Below are 14,634 nucleotides of genomic sequence, written 5' to 3' on the forward strand. Positions count from 1 at the left end.
TCCACTAGTATAAAGAAAAACTAAAATTTATAGATGGTTTTGAGGGCAAAATATTTTAATAATCTTAATAATTCTTTACACGATCGGGGATTAGAATCTCGATGTGCCTACAAGAGGCTACGCCAACGAGTGGGCTGCTGTCGCTAACTTATGCCAATCGTGGCAAAATAGGTGAATAGCAGCTACAAATATCGTAGCTGGGTTAAATTGACAACACCCCACGCATAAATAAGCAACGATCGTGCCTACACCTGCGAGTTCGGAATTCATGTCTTTATGTCGCGCACAGTTACGACTGCTAGCCGAAGGCTTGGGTGCGAGCCTGAGCGTCGTGTACATGACCCAAGAACTAGAAGGCGGTGGGGAGTCAAAATTATTGCCGCTGGTAGTCTATCCCGAAGCTGGGGGCGGCTGGTCGGAGGTAATGAATCAAAAAATATCCGATCGCTCTGTGCTCTTGACACCATCTGTCGCAACAGAACCAAACGCCAATCGAGCGAACGAAGCAGACCGCCACCGCCGCGACACCACAGCAGAATCCGCTAGGCAACTAGCCGACAGAAATAGTCAACCGATCGCATTCGCCCCGCTACAATCGCCAGAGAGAGCTGTGGAGGAAGAGCGAAGCAAACGACATCAATTGCTCTTACCACTGGTGTCTGAGGGGACGATACTGGGGCTGCTAGCGACCACTCGCGAAACTCAACCTTGGAACTCGCTCGAACAAACCGAAATCAAGCATATCGCCCAAACGATCGCGCTAGCGGGCATTATCGATCGCAAGCATAATTGGCTGAGGCTCGAATTGCAACAACAGCAGCAATTGCAACTTCAACAACAAAATCTTTTACACAATTTATTGCACCAACTCCGCAATCCACTTACTGCAATTCGGACATTTGGTAAATTATTAATCAAACGTTTACAGCTCGGCGAAACCGATGGCGGGTTTGCCAATAGTATCGTCCGTGAGAGCGATCGCTTGCAAGAACTGTTAATTCATTTAGAAAATGCGATCGATCTGCCCTTAATTAAGGATGAAGACTCTAAATCCGATTGGATTAAACCACTGCCATCGAGTCAGCAAGAGGCGAATGTTTCTAATGCCAATTTATTACTGCCCGATGCCGCTTTTCGGGTCGAATCTTGTCAATTAACAGATGTACTCGACCCTTTAATTACCTCGGCTGAAGCGATCGCTCAAGATCGTAATTTAACCTTTTACACGCACATTCCGCGCGATTTACCATTAGTTCAAGCGCATCCAGCCGCCTTACGAGAAGTATTGAGCAATCTAATCGATAATGCCTTAAAATACACACCCACTGGTGGCGAAGTAGATGTCGATGTCGAGCTAGTCGCCACTGCAATCGATCTAGCAGACGCACCCCAACCCGCACGCATCCAAATCTGCATTCGTGACACTGGCGTGGGAATTCCCGCGCAAGATTTGGATAAATTATTTACCCGCCATTATCGTGGTGTCCAAGCGCAAGGAAGTATCGCTGGCACTGGATTGGGACTCGCGATCGCTAAAGAATTGGTCACGCATATGAATGGTAAATTAGAAGTAGCAAGTCCTCCCCCAGGTGGAGATCGCGGTACGGAATTTATGCTGTGGTTGCAATTGGTGAATGGTCAATAGTTAAATTAATTGATAATCGGGCGTTACTGGATTCTCTTGCACAGAGGCTTCGCCAACGAAGTATGAAAAGCTAGAGAGGATAGCGGGGAGCGGGGAAAGAAATGGTTTGTTAATTTCTGCCGCATAGTACTAGTCTCCGGCGTTGCTGATTTCAGGTATAATTCCTTACTTTGGCAATCTCTTCTCCCCGCCTTCCTGCCTAGCCTTTCAGACATCAATCCAGCAACGCCGTCTCCCTTACCTCCATTTACTAACAAACTCCGCCCCCTTGTCTCGTCCGTGACGATAGACAGCAACCAAGCCATCGGGTGTAGCCTTGGTAAAATCAACACCCAATTCTTTGAGATGGACATCGGGGCGGATGACATGAATGGGAACGCCACGCAGGTGACTGGGAATCGCTTCGATATGAAACATATCTCGATACATCATCCCTGGTTCGTTGGAAATGGCGATCGTTTCTTGGTAACCCTCTGATACCATGGCCAGTACCGGACACAGACAGGTATAAGCCGCATCTACATAAGGTTTGCCATCGATCCACGCTGGAATCTCCCAAGCGTGCATAATTCGCGAGGAAGCATAAGCCACAGCCGGATAGTTATTGGGTGTAATGCGCTGGTGAGCGTCGAAGTGGTGGGTACTAAATAGAGTAAAACGTAAATTGGTATCTACCCAACTGCGATCTTTCTGAACTGATGCTCGTAATAAGCGTTTGCCTAGATCTTGAGCCAGATGAGTTTGGGTGTGAGCTGCGGCGGTGGGGTTAATAACCGCATTAGTCGCGATAAATAAAGTTGGTGTCTGGGGTTGATAGAGATCTTGGCGTAACTGCTTGCTAAAAACGCGAATCCCACGCTGGACTACTTTACTCATATTTTGCTGGGGTAGCTCCAATGCCGACAACCCTGCTAACCAATAGTTTATCCCTAAATCCTTGGCTCGACCGATCGCCGCCCAACTTGCAGGTATTACCGACGATGACGCCGCTGCATAGGCGTCGGCGACAATTCCGGCTTCTTCTAATGCTGTCAATACTCCATGAGCGAAAGCTCCTTTAAAACTGCCTACTGGCGTAGCGATGGCTAGAGATTTTCGCTGCACTATCTATCTAAGTCCCAAATTCACCATCACTCATTCTAGCAAACACATACTTGTGCGTAGTCATCGTTTTTGAGGCGTTACTGAATTTAGCGGTGATTTACGCTCGATTTGTGATTGGAATGGATGGCACTTCTGCGCCACTATGGTATTTTTGCTGTTGCTTGGGGCAACGTACCAAGCGGCTGATTTGTTGGCAGGAGGTCTAATTTATCAGACGCACACTAATTTTGGCGTAAGTCGATCGAGAATTTGTTTTAGTACGAATGCCGTCCACTCGATGTCGGCGAGGGTGGTGCTTCTTCCTAGCGTTAGGCGAATTCCGCCCACTGATTCTGTTTGGGTGTATCCCATCGCCAATAAGATTGGACTGGGCGTAAGTTTACCGCTGGCACAAGCAGCTCCGGAACTGATGCCGATACCTGCGAGATTGAGTTGTCTGACGATCGTTTTACCTGTAACGGGTTCTTGGAAATTGCAACGTGGGATCTGGAGACAAAAGCTGAGGTGATGGGGAAGGCGGTGCTGGAGATCGCCAGTGGGAACGAGCAGCGGACAATCAGCTAGTAGCTCGAATAAGCGATCTCGCAAACCAATTAAGCGGTGCTGTTCGATAGCTAACTCCTCGCTAACTAATTCGGCGGCGACGCCAAAGCCAGCGATTTGCGGGACGGCTTGAGTCCCAGATCGCCAGCCCATTTCTTGTCCGCCGCCAGCAAGGAGGGGCACCAGTGCCAAACCAGGACGAATGTAGAGTGCGCCTGCACCTTGGGGTCCGTATAATTTGTGACTAGAAAGTGAGAGTAGGTCGATCCCCAATTTTTGGACGTCGAGCGCGATTTTGCCAGCAGCTTGGACGGCATCGGTATGGAAGCAAACTTGATGCTGGCGGCAAATTGCCGCTAATTCGGCGATCGGTTGGATGGTGCCGACTTCACTTTGAGCGTAAATAATCGATACTAATATCGTATTGGGGCGGATTGCCACGGCAAGATCGCGGGGATCGATGCGTCCCGATCGATCGACTGGTAGTCTAGTTACTTGCCAGCCTTTACTTTCTAACCACTGTACTGGCGCGCTAATCGATGAATGTTCTACGCTCGAAATAATTAAATGTTGGGGGGTATCGTAGCGATTTACCACCCCCATAATTGCTTGATTATTAGCTTCTGTACCCCCAGAACCAAATGCGATTGCATCGGGGTTGGCATTAATTAATGCAGCTACTTGAAATCTCGCTTGTTCGATCGCTGTTGATGCGCGCTCGCCCCATTGATGAATACTAGAAGGGTTGCCCCATTCGGAAGTAATCACTCGGTGCATAGCGGCGATCGCTTCAGTCCGAGTTGGAGTTGTCGCACTGTGGTCTAGATAAATCTGCATAGACTACAATAAATAATTATTTTTAGTCACAATTAGTCTCTGATTTAGTATATAAATTACGAATGGAGATTGTCGAGCCAAAAGATAAATCTCTAGCTCGACAACCGATTTAGGGATTGGAGCTAATGTTTAGCTACCTGGCTTACAGATATTGTAATCTTCATGCGATAGCACTTCTTTTGGTTGAAGAACGCCATCTTCCTCGAAGCAGAGCATTCGGTAGTTACGAGTCACAGGAATGCTAATTACCAACCGATTGTGGCGCAGCCTTTTTCCGCCAAACTCTCGATAATTCCTGCGATCTTGCAAGCCATTGATAATATTTCTCGCTTTTAAAACCACATGAGATGGCAAGCTTTTTAGGTCGATTGGATCGAAAGCAAAGCTATCGTGCCAACTTCGTTTTTTTTCTTTCTTTTCATTTTCGCCGACCTCCTCTTGGAGACAGCGATGGCAAATCTGTCCATAGCCTTTATGACCGCATTGAAACATTTTTCTGCGTCTGCTCATAAAATGTACCTCGATGTCTAATGTAAATAATAAAAATGGTAAGTAAGCAGTTACAAATTAGCTGCATGGAAATTTAAACAATGATGTTGATACTACCGAGCTAGCCCGGTGAAGATCCGATTGAGATCCTCTGCTAGTAAGCATTATCGTCGATATCGATCGATTGACACTAAAGTTCTACACAGAGACGATCTCTGCTTAGCTGGGCTAAGTAGATAACAGCAATTCCAAATTCAAAAATCTAGGAAGAGTTGGCGACCAGAGTGGAAGCCGAGCCGTAAAGCATGAAATCAATCAAAGAAGGCCAACTCTCAAAGAGTAAATATTTGGTAAGACTGAGGATATCTTGAAAAAAGCCTTTACGAGTAACACGCTTGAGACGAATCTGTCCATATGCAAGATCTGTTAAATGCAAAACAGTGTGAAAAAGGAATGCCAACAGGTTCAGCGTCAATAAACAAGCAGCTAAATGCTGCTGACCATGCCCAAAGTTATGCTCCAGATGATATCCCTTTGTTTTGAGCACATTATGATTTTCATTTTCGGTCTTCCAACGACATCGACCAGCCGCAGCAACCAGAGGTACGCTCTGTTCGTTTAATTCATGGCGGGTAATAAATGAATTTTCATATAATATTTCTCCATCTGATTGGCGGGTATGGATTAGTTTACACCAATTGACCTTCATTGCTGGCTGGGAGTCCCTTAGAGGAATTCCATTCACATATTGATAGCTATATAATTCGCTTGAATTGCTGTTCCACTGTTTCACTTCTAGCTTTTTCACCTCGCCAATACCATCCAAGTATTTCAACCAATCATAAACAGCAGTATGAGACGTTTCTAAACAGGTAAAGATAAAGTTCATTCCCGACGCTATCACCTGTTCACACATTGGTTGGTGACTGTAGAGGTCATCTCCGAGTAGAGTGATTGCTTGTCCTTGGAATTCTGGGGCATGAGTTTTGAGCCATCGTTTAGCTGCTGCCACTTCGCAGTCCTGCTTCTGGTGACCATCTTGAGGTGTGATGAATTCCGGAGCTAAGGAAATTACTTGAGATTGCCCAGGCGCAACTATTACAGGCAAAATGGCACTGTGGAAGTAAGTTACTGTGCCATTTTTGTGGGTACGGCTCGAACAGCATTTACAGTTGAGTTTGTGCGAGTCAAAATACTGAGTTCCATCCAGCGCAACTAGTAATCCACCGAGATATTCAAACGGTTTCAAGTGACCTTCTCGTCTTAAAGACTGATAGACGTGATTGAATACTCCAAATAGTGCTGTGGCTGAAATTTCATCCAGGATATTCCGAATTTGCGGCACTGTTGGGATTTTAATCATGCCAAACAGTGTCTGAGCATTGCTTTTGCCCTGATTGCTATTCATGTGCCGCTGATGTTCTAAAAAGGATTCGCTTTGCATGAAAAACATCGAAAATGCTCCCAACACAGCATCTCTGATGGTGTATTTAGTGCCATTGCTGGCAAGGCGCGGATCTTTCATCTGAAGAATTGCTCGGTTCAGATAGACTATCAATACCCCAAAACTCAGCTTCATTGGCTCCATTCTGCTTCTCTTTTTGAAGTCTCTCTATTCTCCTGCTCACCCTACCAAGTTGTCAAAATCTGAATTTGGAATTGCTGAGTAGATAAAGATCGCGCTTTAATTGTAGAAGTTTAGTACCAAGTATTAAGCGATGGCCGACAACATTTAAGTCACAAATGATACAATGACTTCAGTGGATCTCAAATATGAAGAGTCCCGATCGTCATTGCTACATTAATAGTCGCAAGCTATTAATTCATAGTTTATCATTCATTATTTTTGATTTTCCCTTTGAAATTTCGACATTCTAGCAGTGCCGAAGGCACATCTCACTCCTCTCTTTTATATAGTTTAGCTCTTGGGAGCCTCGGTGTTGCCATTTTTTCTGGATATTGGTTTTGGTTTCGTTCTCAATCGAGAGCGCAGCCAAATTTACCACCATTATCTCAAGATGAGTCGATCCAAGTCTATTTCAATCACGATCGATCGGTAGAGTTTACCGAACCTTATCGCCGAAAAACTAGGCGTGGCATAGATTTGGCCGCAAAATTAATTGCCGCGATCGAGTCTTCGCAGTCGCAAATCGATATTGCAGTACAAGAGTTTAAGTTACCCAATATCGCTCAAGCTCTAGCAGCAAAATCGCAAGCGGGAGTCAAGGTTCGCATCATTCTCGAACACAATTATAGTCGGAGTTTGAGTGAATTGACCGCCGCCGAGATCGATGGTTTGACAGCAAGAGCGCGCGATCGATATGGAGAATATCAGAAATTAGTAGACATCGATGGTAATGGGACTCTTTCGCAAGAAGAGATTAACCAGCGGGATGCGCTCGCGATCCTCCGCAATGCCAAGATTGCGATCCTCAACGATACTGCGGATGGTTCTAAGGGTAGTGGCTTAATGCACCACAAATTTATGGTGGTAGACGGACGTCGAGTGTTGGTAACGTCGGCAAATTGGACGATGAGCGATGTTTATGGCGATTTTCGACATCCAGAGAGCGAGGGCAATCAAAATAATCTGGTACAGCTCGAAAGTAGCGAATTAGCAGCAGCGTTTACAAATGAATTTAACCTGATGTGGGGCGATGGCACCCCTAATAATTCCAGCAGCCAATTTAAGGCACGTAAACCCGCGCGGCTACCATTTGAAGTATCAGTTGGCACGACGCGCGTCTCGGTGCAATTTTCGCCGACTTCTAAGCAACAGGCATGGGAAGATAGTAGTAATGGCTCGATCGGCAAGTGGCTCGGTAGTAGCACGCAGCAGGTAGATTTAGCCTTATTTGTCTTTTCCGAGCCGGGATTAGCGAGTATTTTGCAAGCGCAGTCGCAGCGAGGGGTAAAGGTACAGGGACTGATCGATCGTGAGTTTGCTTATCGCGATTATAGTTCGGCGTTGACACTGATGGGTGTAGATGGCCGGAATATCTGTCAAGCGGCGACAACTAGCGCGCAGCCACTGGCGACGATTGGCATACCGACTTTACCGACTGGCGATTTACTCCATCATAAATTTGCAGTTATCGATCGACGTACCGTAATTACAGGTTCGCATAATTGGTCGAATGCCGCCAACTATAGTAATGATGAAACTCTATTAGTCATTCAAAATAATCCTACCGTCGCCGCACATTTCGATCGCGAATTCGAGCGACTTTATGAAGGTGTTGTTGTCGGACTCCCGGCACGACTGAAGAGTAAGCGTTGTGGGTAAGGGGTAGGAAGTAGGGTTGAGGGTTGAGGGTTGAGGGTTGAGGCTTTAGGGTTGAGGGTTGAGGGTTGAGGGTTGAGGCTTTAGGCTTTAGGCTTTAGGCTTTAGGTCGATCGGGATTTTTAAGATCGCGATTGAAACTATCGATCGGATTAAAGAATATAATTAAGGCCAAATTTAGCTCGAAGCATCATTCGAGCTAGACGCTAGAATCATCTATACAGACTTTCTTCCATCTAAGCCGATAGATATTCTTTACCTAAAGCCTAACGCCCAAAGCCTAAACCCTAAATCCTAAACCAGATGCACCTAATTATGTTCGACTTAGATGGCACTTTAGTTGACAGTAATCCGGTTGACTCCCAGTGTTATTTACAAGCATTAGTTGATGTGTTTGGCTTCGATCTCGATAAGATCGATCGAAATTGGGGGAATTACCCGCACGTTACGGATGCAGGTATTTTACAAACACTTTGTCAGGTAGAATTAGGGCGCGTACCGACGGCGATCGAGATTGGTGATTATCAATGCCGATTCTTAGAATTACTAGTCCTTGCTGTCAGCCAAAAATCGCTACAATCGATCGAAGGTGCCAGCGAGATTTTAGAGTATTTGAGTATGGATGATAACTACGCGATCGCCTTAGCAACTGGCGCGTGGAAACAAACAGCAGACTTTAAGCTTCAACAAACTAGACTAGATGGCATAATTTCACCGATGGCTTATGCCGATGATGCCCACGCACGGGTAGAAATCATGAAATTTGCCGAGCGAAGATCGCTCGAATTCTACCGACAGTCTCAGTTTGAAACAGTGACTTATATTGGGGATGGCGTCTGGGATGGAATCGCATCAAAACAATTAAATTATAATTTCATCGGAATTGGAACGGGAAAACGAGCTGTAGATTTACTTGCAACTGGCGCGCGATCTGTCTTTCCACACTATCTAGATATCGGCGGAATTATGTCTGTACTCTCTACCTAAATAGTAGTATTGCTTAAATTATTATCAAATAATAGCTAATGACTTTAAACTATCAGATCTTGTCTCAGCTTTCTAGTTGGAAAGATCCACTCATTCCGGTAATTGCTGATGATATCGGTCGAATTGCGTGGAATACTTTTCTCGCGCTAGTACCGTTAACTTTGAGCTTTTTCTTATTCTACAAACCTCGATCGCGAGTATTTTGCTGGAGTACTTATATTTTACTGGGCTTAAGTTTTGTTGTCGGTATTAAAAAATACAATGATGGGAATTTACTTGTAGCTTTAGAAAGAATCGTATTCTCTTTATGGGGCGTCAGACTGGTTTTTATCGCAATTGCACTTGGCGCGATCTCCATATTACTTATTCTCGATCGACGGTTGCGAGATCCGCGAGAGCGCAAACAGTCAATTTTTTGGTGGATCGGCTTATTTTTATTTGTGGTAATTTTACCAAATGCTCCATATATCCTGACTGATATCATCCATTTTTACGATGCAGTTCGCGAGATCGCTTCAGCCTGGATGATTACTTTAGTTATCGTACCGATTTATATTATCTTTATCGGTACGGGTTGGTTTTCTTATGTATTCTCACTGGTTAATTTAGATGTCTATTTTAGTAAGAATCATTGGGAACGCTACGTAAATATTACTGAATTAAGTCTACATGTATTATGTGCGATTGGGATTTATATCGGTAGATTCTTGCGTTTTAATAGCTGGAGCTTGGTTACCCAACCCAAACATTTTCTCAGCATTCTCCCCGGCGAATTAATCGGTAAATTTCCCTTGGTTGTAATTCTCTTAACTATCGCTATTATTGCGGGTTTGTACGCGCTCTGCAAACCTCTCGTTGCCAAGTCTTCGCTCTATCGAGAATAAGCTACACACCTAACACCTAAAGCCTAAAGCCTAAAGCCTAAAACCCGCTCCATTGACCTATGTTGTGGATGTTGCTAAGACGATCTTTAGATTTGAACACTATTCCGACCTAAATATAGTAGAATACAGTAGATATATTTTTAGAGGCAACGTCATGACGGTCAGCCAACGGGTGACAAGATCGATTCTTCGTAGGAGACAGGCGATCGCAGGAGTAATTATTGGTGCGGGTTTGAGCCTAAATTTGGCAGCTTGTGGCAACAGTAGTAACACTTCCCAGTCTGGTACGGGACAAAAGAAGGATGTCGAAATTACCCTCGTTGGCTATGCGGTACCCAAAGCCGCTCACGATGTAATTATTAGAAAGTTTGCCGCCAAATGGCAGCAAGAGCAAAACCAGAAAGTTACCTTCAAGCAAACATATGGTGGTTCTGGCTCGCAAACCCGCGCTGTAATTGATGGTTTACCTGCCGATATCGTGCATTTAGCGGTGGGTAGCGATGTCGATAAACTAGCCCAATCTTCTCTGGTAGCACCAGATTGGCAGAAGAAGTTACCCAATAATGCTATTGTCGCGCGTAGCGTCGTCGCGATCGTCACCCGTCCTGGCAATCCCAAGCAAATTAAATCTTTTGCAGATTTGGCTCGTCCCGATGTCAAATGGGTAACCGCCAACCCTAAAACCTCTGGCGGTGCGCGGTGGAATTTCTTAGCATTGTGGAATAGTGCGATTAAAGCTGGCGGAAATGAAGCTAAAGCTGCCGAACTTGTAACTAACGCCTTCAAAAACGTCGTCGTGCAGCCTAAAGATGCCCGCGAAGCAACTGACGCTTTTGCCAAACAGGGACAGGGTGATGCTTTATTAAACTATGAAAATGAGACTATTTTTGCCAAAGAAAGAGGTCAAGCACTCGATTATGTAGTGCCGGATGTGAATATTTCGATCGAAAGTCCAGTGGCAATTGTCGATAAAAATGTCGAGAAACATGGCAATCGCGAAGTCGTCGAAGCTTTTGCCAGGTATATGTTTTCGCCCGAATCGCAAGCCGAATTTGTGAAGTTAGGTTATCGCCCAGCAGCGACCATTGCAGATCCGCGCTTCCCGCAGGTGAAAACGCTAACTACTATCGCCGAATATGGCGGTTGGAATGCCGTCCAGAAGAAATTCTTTGAGGATGGAGGTGTTTACGACAAAATTGAAGCTGGTAAGAAATAGTTAAAGCATCCGATACCAATAGCCTAGTAGTATACCGCGTAAAAATAGTAACTAGATTTACGCCGTATACTATTAATCTATTTAAAGCGACAATTATTTATCGTTCCAAACATTCCGCCAAAATGGAGTCGTTCCTTCGGCTTTTTTAGGCTGAGTAATCGAGAAGTCCATCTTAGTGTAGATATCGCGAATACTCCAGCCAGTAAGATTGGCTAAAGTGCCTGCTTCTTGCTCTAATCTCGCTTGGAGAGACTGTTTGTATCTTTTGCCAGCATCACAACTAAGATTACCTTTAAATGGATGACGCATTACATAACGACCTTGGAAATTTTCTTGGTTTCCAGTTTCTTGAAACATTAAATCTTCAGGAAATTTGTTGCGAGTATAACGAACGTGAACGCGCGTGATAAAAGTATTGCCAAAAGCGATCGGGCGACGAGAACGAATTGACGGTTGGCTCGATGGATCGCTATTCCCTTCCCAGAATACGCCAGCTTCTCTCAATTCGGTTTGATTTGGCGGGTCGCTCGAACAAGGATCGCAGTTAGATACATTCCAAGCATATTCCAAGAAGGCAACTTTCTTCTGTTCGCGCTCGTAGATTCGTTGAAATGTTGCTTTATAGAAATCTCCAAATTCTGACTTAACAAACTCTGGCACTGATTTATCAGTTGGGATTTTTACAGTTCGATAATTAGTCAGTTCGACTCGTCCTTTGGGAGAAAGTACATATACGACCAAATCTTGCTCGCCGCGAGAATTAATCATCCCCAAGCGGATCGGGAGCATAAATTTAGGGGATTCGTAAGCGATCTGAAGCGGACGTAATAGTTGATAGCCCGATTTGTCGAATTCTTGGAGGTCGATTTTGGCGACAAAGAATTTGAGTTTTTGTTTGATATATGGACTTAATAATTCACTTGCACCTTTTGGAATATTGTAGCCATTTTGCCGCAGCCATGTTTCTAATCCGTCGGATTGTTTGGCACTAAGAATGACAATATCATATTCATTTACTTTAAACGTATCTTCAACTGTTACGCCTAAATTTCCTTGAGCTTTTCTAGCTCTTTGGATAGGTGCAGCCGCTGACGGTACTGCTCTAGTGTCGGTTGCTGATTCATTCAATCGTGTATCCGCACAAGGATCGGGGTCGAAATATTCGACTAGTCGCGGTTGACTGAAGGCATCTAATTTTTCGATCGTGGTGCGTTTGCCCACATGGACTTGTTCTTTTTTAATTGCGACTGGAACTGGTACCACCATCGCAAAATCTTTGATTGCTCCTTGAAAATCATTCGCCATTGTCAGGATGGTTCGATCGCCATTACGAGCGATGATTACTTGCGATGCTTTATTAAATAGTTTAGCATCAGCTCCACCGACATAGAAGCCGCAAAAAGCCAGTGCTTGAGTCGCGCAGGCAAGAACGAGAATACATGCAAGGCAGAGGCTAATAATAATTTGAGATATCTTCATTAGGGGATAGGGGATAGTTGATAGTGGATCGGGGATAATCGATCGCTATTACATGGATCTGTAGGGGCGGGTTTATGAGATCGATGCCATTTTTACGGAAGATTTCAAACAAAACCGCCATCCCCCACTAGTAATCGATCGATCTAAATCTAAATTTTAGATATTTTTAACTCACTAGAAGATTGCCATTCAAATTGTGAGGCCAATCGAAGTTTGTCCAGCAAAATAGTTAGTGGTGAGATGACAAATAAGGCAATAAATACAGCCTCATTAATATAAAAATAGTTACGGAGAATAAATGTCAAACAGGCGATGGCGATCGCCCAGACGATCCGAGTCGATCGAGCGTTGGGAATCGAGCGTGGATCGGTAATCATAAATAGCGCAAATAATAATAACGAACCGCTCATTAGTTTATGAACGCAGACATCCCACGTCCATCCCAGCCAGATATTTCTGGCAACTTCTAATAAAGCATAACTCCCAAAAAAAGCAACGCTGGTATCCCATCTACCGACACGATTGAGGACGATGCCGCCCAAACCGAGAAATAGTAATAAATACCACCAATCATCACCCCATTGTCCTGGAGAAACCCAGGCATCAGGTGTCAAGATGAGAGCGGCCATAATACCAAAATTAGCTGGATTGAACCAGTGCTTTTTGTTGCTTGTAAAGATGAATTTACTAGCGACCGCGAGTACTCCAGCTAATACCATCGTACTCACTCGATCGGCACGTAATAATAATGACAAACCTAAGCTGGTAATTAGAGCACTTTTAAGAGTGGGTAAAGGATTTTTAGTAGGCTCAAACAAGCCTGTCAATACTAGCTGAGTCACACAACAGCTAGTAATTAAACTTAATATTAGTTCTGGTTTAATCGACCAATCCCTGGCAATAATACCCAACCCCAGAAAGGTACCTAAAAATACGATTTGGTAAACTCGCGGATCGCTAAACATATTTTCGATCGAGATGACGCTGCCATTCAAGATACAAGCTCTAGCGATCGAGTTCCCGATATTTGACAAATAACTTTAGAATCTAAAACATTAATAAATCTCGTCCCCAGGCAAATAATTTTTAGCAGGGAGAGCTGCGGCATTTAAAAATTGGAGCTGCTGGTATAACATACCAACCAGGGGCAATTCTACACCTCGATCGTGGGCAAATTGGAGCGGCGTGCCGAACATTGCCGCGATTTCTAAGGGTCTACCTGAGTCGTAGTCAATTTTCATACTCGTGCGATAGGGCTTCATCTTAAGGGTATATGCCAGCATTTGCTCGATAAACTCCTCACTAATATCGCGATCGCACGCACTAGCGGCTAGTTTCACCTCGTGCATGAGTTGTGCCACTAGCACGCTAGTATGGGGATCTGCCATCAATCGATCGGTAGTAGCATTGAGGACAACTGACAGCCCATTGTAGGGGATATTCCAGACCAGTTTTTGCCACCGGACGAGGAGAAGATCTGCACACAGAGAAATCGCCACACCAGCATTCCGAAAATCGGTGGCGATCTCAGCCATCATTTGCGTAATTGGCGTGGCTTGGTAGCCATCTGCATAGGCACCCAGCTTGATTTCACCATAGTCGAGATGGTGGATGCGTCCGGGGGCAACTTTGTTGGAGCAGATAAAACACAATCCACCGACAATTGCACGATCGGGTAAGATTTTAGCGATTGCGGCTTCAGTCCCCAACCCATTTTGGAGGACGAGAATGACCGAATCAGATTTGACTAAATTTGGTAAGATATCGGGCAAGAGCCGATTGTGAGTAGTCTTGAGACAGATAACGATGACATCGCAAGCAGGCATTCGACAAGCCCTGTCATAAGCATTGACAGATGGTAAAGTGAAGTCACCATCGATCGATTCAATTACCAGTCCCGACTGTTTGACATGCTGGTAATCGCTGTTGAGCAAAAAATGTACGTCCAAACCAGCCCGTTGGAGTTTGGCTCCATAAAAGCCTCCCAGCGCACCCGTTCCGACAATTGCGTAAGTTTTCATACTCGTGGATTGGGGATTGAAGATTGGGATCGGGGATTGGGGATTGTCTATTTTTTTAGGTGGCAAGTGAGTCGCGTGCTAACTTGTCGATCCTATCTCGAACTATGATGGAGAGCAAAGCTGGTTGTAAAAAATTCGACCGTTAC

The 14,634-nt window shown here is 44.8% G+C and carries 13 protein-coding genes; 5 read left to right on the forward strand and 8 right to left on the reverse strand.

Annotation, left to right across the window (positions count from 1 at the left end):
- Nucleotides 1–117: 117 nt before the first annotated feature.
- Nucleotides 118–270 (reverse strand): hypothetical protein, encoded by a 153-nt coding sequence (locus CHA6605_RS34575; protein WP_157260102.1) that lies wholly within the window; start codon nt 268–270, stop codon nt 118–120.
- Between CHA6605_RS34575 and CHA6605_RS24975 the strand changes: the two genes are divergently transcribed.
- Complete coding sequence (locus CHA6605_RS24975) at nt 269–1,645, forward strand: sensor histidine kinase (RefSeq protein ID WP_041548442.1); 1,377 nt, start codon at nt 269–271, stop codon at nt 1,643–1,645. The genes CHA6605_RS34575 and CHA6605_RS24975 overlap by 2 nt on opposite strands.
- Nucleotides 1,646–1,882: 237 nt before the next feature.
- Here the strand turns inward: CHA6605_RS24975 and CHA6605_RS24980 are convergent, their stop codons facing one another.
- From CHA6605_RS24980 to CHA6605_RS24995, 4 genes are all read right to left on the reverse strand, one after another.
- On the reverse strand, nt 1,883–2,749 hold the full coding sequence (locus CHA6605_RS24980; protein ID WP_015162156.1) for a hypothetical protein: 867 nt from the start codon (nt 2,747–2,749) through the stop codon (nt 1,883–1,885).
- 210 nt (nt 2,750–2,959) lie between these two features.
- Nucleotides 2,960–4,129 carry a cysteine desulfurase family protein gene (locus CHA6605_RS24985; protein ID WP_015162157.1) on the reverse strand — a complete coding sequence of 390 codons (1,170 nt, stop codon included), beginning with the start codon at nt 4,127–4,129 and terminating at the stop codon, nt 2,960–2,962.
- A gap of 129 nt (nt 4,130–4,258) precedes the next feature.
- Nucleotides 4,259–4,639, reverse strand: coding sequence for a DUF7682 family zinc-binding protein (locus CHA6605_RS24990; RefSeq protein ID WP_015162158.1), 381 nt, complete (start codon nt 4,637–4,639; stop codon nt 4,259–4,261).
- Between the two features lie 241 nt (nt 4,640–4,880).
- The gene (locus tag CHA6605_RS24995; protein ID WP_015158142.1) at nt 4,881–6,206 is read right to left on the reverse strand and encodes an ISNCY family transposase; all 1,326 of its coding nucleotides are present in this window, start codon (nt 6,204–6,206) and stop codon (nt 4,881–4,883) included.
- A gap of 270 nt (nt 6,207–6,476) precedes the next feature.
- Here CHA6605_RS24995 and CHA6605_RS25000 point away from each other — a divergent pair, with 270 nt between their 5' ends.
- The 4 genes from CHA6605_RS25000 (at nt 6,477) to CHA6605_RS25015 (ending at nt 10,988) form a co-directional block, all read left to right on the forward strand.
- The gene (locus CHA6605_RS25000; protein WP_015162159.1) at nt 6,477–7,904 is read left to right on the forward strand and encodes a phospholipase D-like domain-containing protein; all 1,428 of its coding nucleotides are present in this window, start codon (nt 6,477–6,479) and stop codon (nt 7,902–7,904) included.
- Nucleotides 7,905–8,216: 312 nt separating this feature from the next.
- A complete protein-coding gene (locus tag CHA6605_RS25005; protein ID WP_015162160.1) occupies nt 8,217–8,888 on the forward strand; it encodes an HAD family hydrolase in 672 nt (223 codons plus the stop codon).
- 38 nt (nt 8,889–8,926) lie between these two features.
- Complete coding sequence (locus CHA6605_RS25010; RefSeq protein ID WP_015162161.1) at nt 8,927–9,772, forward strand: DUF1361 domain-containing protein; 846 nt, start codon at nt 8,927–8,929, stop codon at nt 9,770–9,772.
- A gap of 154 nt (nt 9,773–9,926) precedes the next feature.
- Nucleotides 9,927–10,988: a sulfate ABC transporter substrate-binding protein gene (locus CHA6605_RS25015; RefSeq protein WP_015162162.1), complete on the forward strand. Its 1,062-nt coding sequence runs from the start codon at nt 9,927–9,929 to the stop codon at nt 10,986–10,988.
- Nucleotides 10,989–11,081: 93 nt separating this feature from the next.
- On the opposite strand, the gene CHA6605_RS25020 is transcribed toward CHA6605_RS25015, so the two are convergent.
- From CHA6605_RS25020 to CHA6605_RS25030, 3 genes are all read right to left on the reverse strand, one after another.
- Nucleotides 11,082–12,467 (reverse strand): DUF2330 domain-containing protein, encoded by a 1,386-nt coding sequence (locus CHA6605_RS25020; protein ID WP_015162163.1) that lies wholly within the window; start codon nt 12,465–12,467, stop codon nt 11,082–11,084.
- A 149-nt stretch (nt 12,468–12,616) separates the two neighbouring features.
- On the reverse strand, nt 12,617–13,432 hold the full coding sequence (locus tag CHA6605_RS25025) for an RnfABCDGE type electron transport complex subunit D (protein WP_041549954.1): 816 nt from the start codon (nt 13,430–13,432) through the stop codon (nt 12,617–12,619).
- A 90-nt stretch (nt 13,433–13,522) separates the two neighbouring features.
- The gene (locus CHA6605_RS25030; protein WP_015162165.1) at nt 13,523–14,488 is read right to left on the reverse strand and encodes a putative 2-dehydropantoate 2-reductase; all 966 of its coding nucleotides are present in this window, start codon (nt 14,486–14,488) and stop codon (nt 13,523–13,525) included.
- Nucleotides 14,489–14,634 lie beyond the last annotated feature (146 nt).

Origin of the sequence: Chamaesiphon minutus PCC 6605 (assembly GCF_000317145.1) — a bacterium.
GTDB lineage: Bacteria > Cyanobacteriota > Cyanobacteriia > Cyanobacteriales > Chamaesiphonaceae > Chamaesiphon > Chamaesiphon minutus.

Excerpts from the sequence above, each read along its gene's own strand:
- CHA6605_RS24975 (WP_041548442.1), top strand. The coding sequence starts at position 269 with ATGTCTTTATGTCGCGCACAGTTACGACTGCTAGCCGAAGGCTTGGGT.
- CHA6605_RS34575 (WP_157260102.1), bottom strand. The coding sequence starts at position 270 with ATGAATTCCGAACTCGCAGGTGTAGGCACGATCGTTGCTTATTTATGC.
- CHA6605_RS24985 (WP_015162157.1), bottom strand. The coding sequence starts at position 4,129 with ATGCAGATTTATCTAGACCACAGTGCGACAACTCCAACTCGGACTGAA.
- CHA6605_RS24990 (WP_015162158.1), bottom strand. The coding sequence starts at position 4,639 with ATGAGCAGACGCAGAAAAATGTTTCAATGCGGTCATAAAGGCTATGGA.
- CHA6605_RS24995 (WP_015158142.1), bottom strand. The coding sequence starts at position 6,206 with ATGGAGCCAATGAAGCTGAGTTTTGGGGTATTGATAGTCTATCTGAAC.
- CHA6605_RS25005 (WP_015162160.1), top strand. The coding sequence starts at position 8,217 with ATGTTCGACTTAGATGGCACTTTAGTTGACAGTAATCCGGTTGACTCC.
- CHA6605_RS25010 (WP_015162161.1), top strand. The coding sequence starts at position 8,927 with ATGACTTTAAACTATCAGATCTTGTCTCAGCTTTCTAGTTGGAAAGAT.
- CHA6605_RS25015 (WP_015162162.1), top strand. The coding sequence starts at position 9,927 with ATGACGGTCAGCCAACGGGTGACAAGATCGATTCTTCGTAGGAGACAG.
- CHA6605_RS25020 (WP_015162163.1), bottom strand. The coding sequence starts at position 12,467 with ATGAAGATATCTCAAATTATTATTAGCCTCTGCCTTGCATGTATTCTC.
- CHA6605_RS25025 (WP_041549954.1), bottom strand. The coding sequence starts at position 13,432 with ATGTTTAGCGATCCGCGAGTTTACCAAATCGTATTTTTAGGTACCTTT.
- CHA6605_RS25030 (WP_015162165.1), bottom strand. The coding sequence starts at position 14,488 with ATGAAAACTTACGCAATTGTCGGAACGGGTGCGCTGGGAGGCTTTTAT.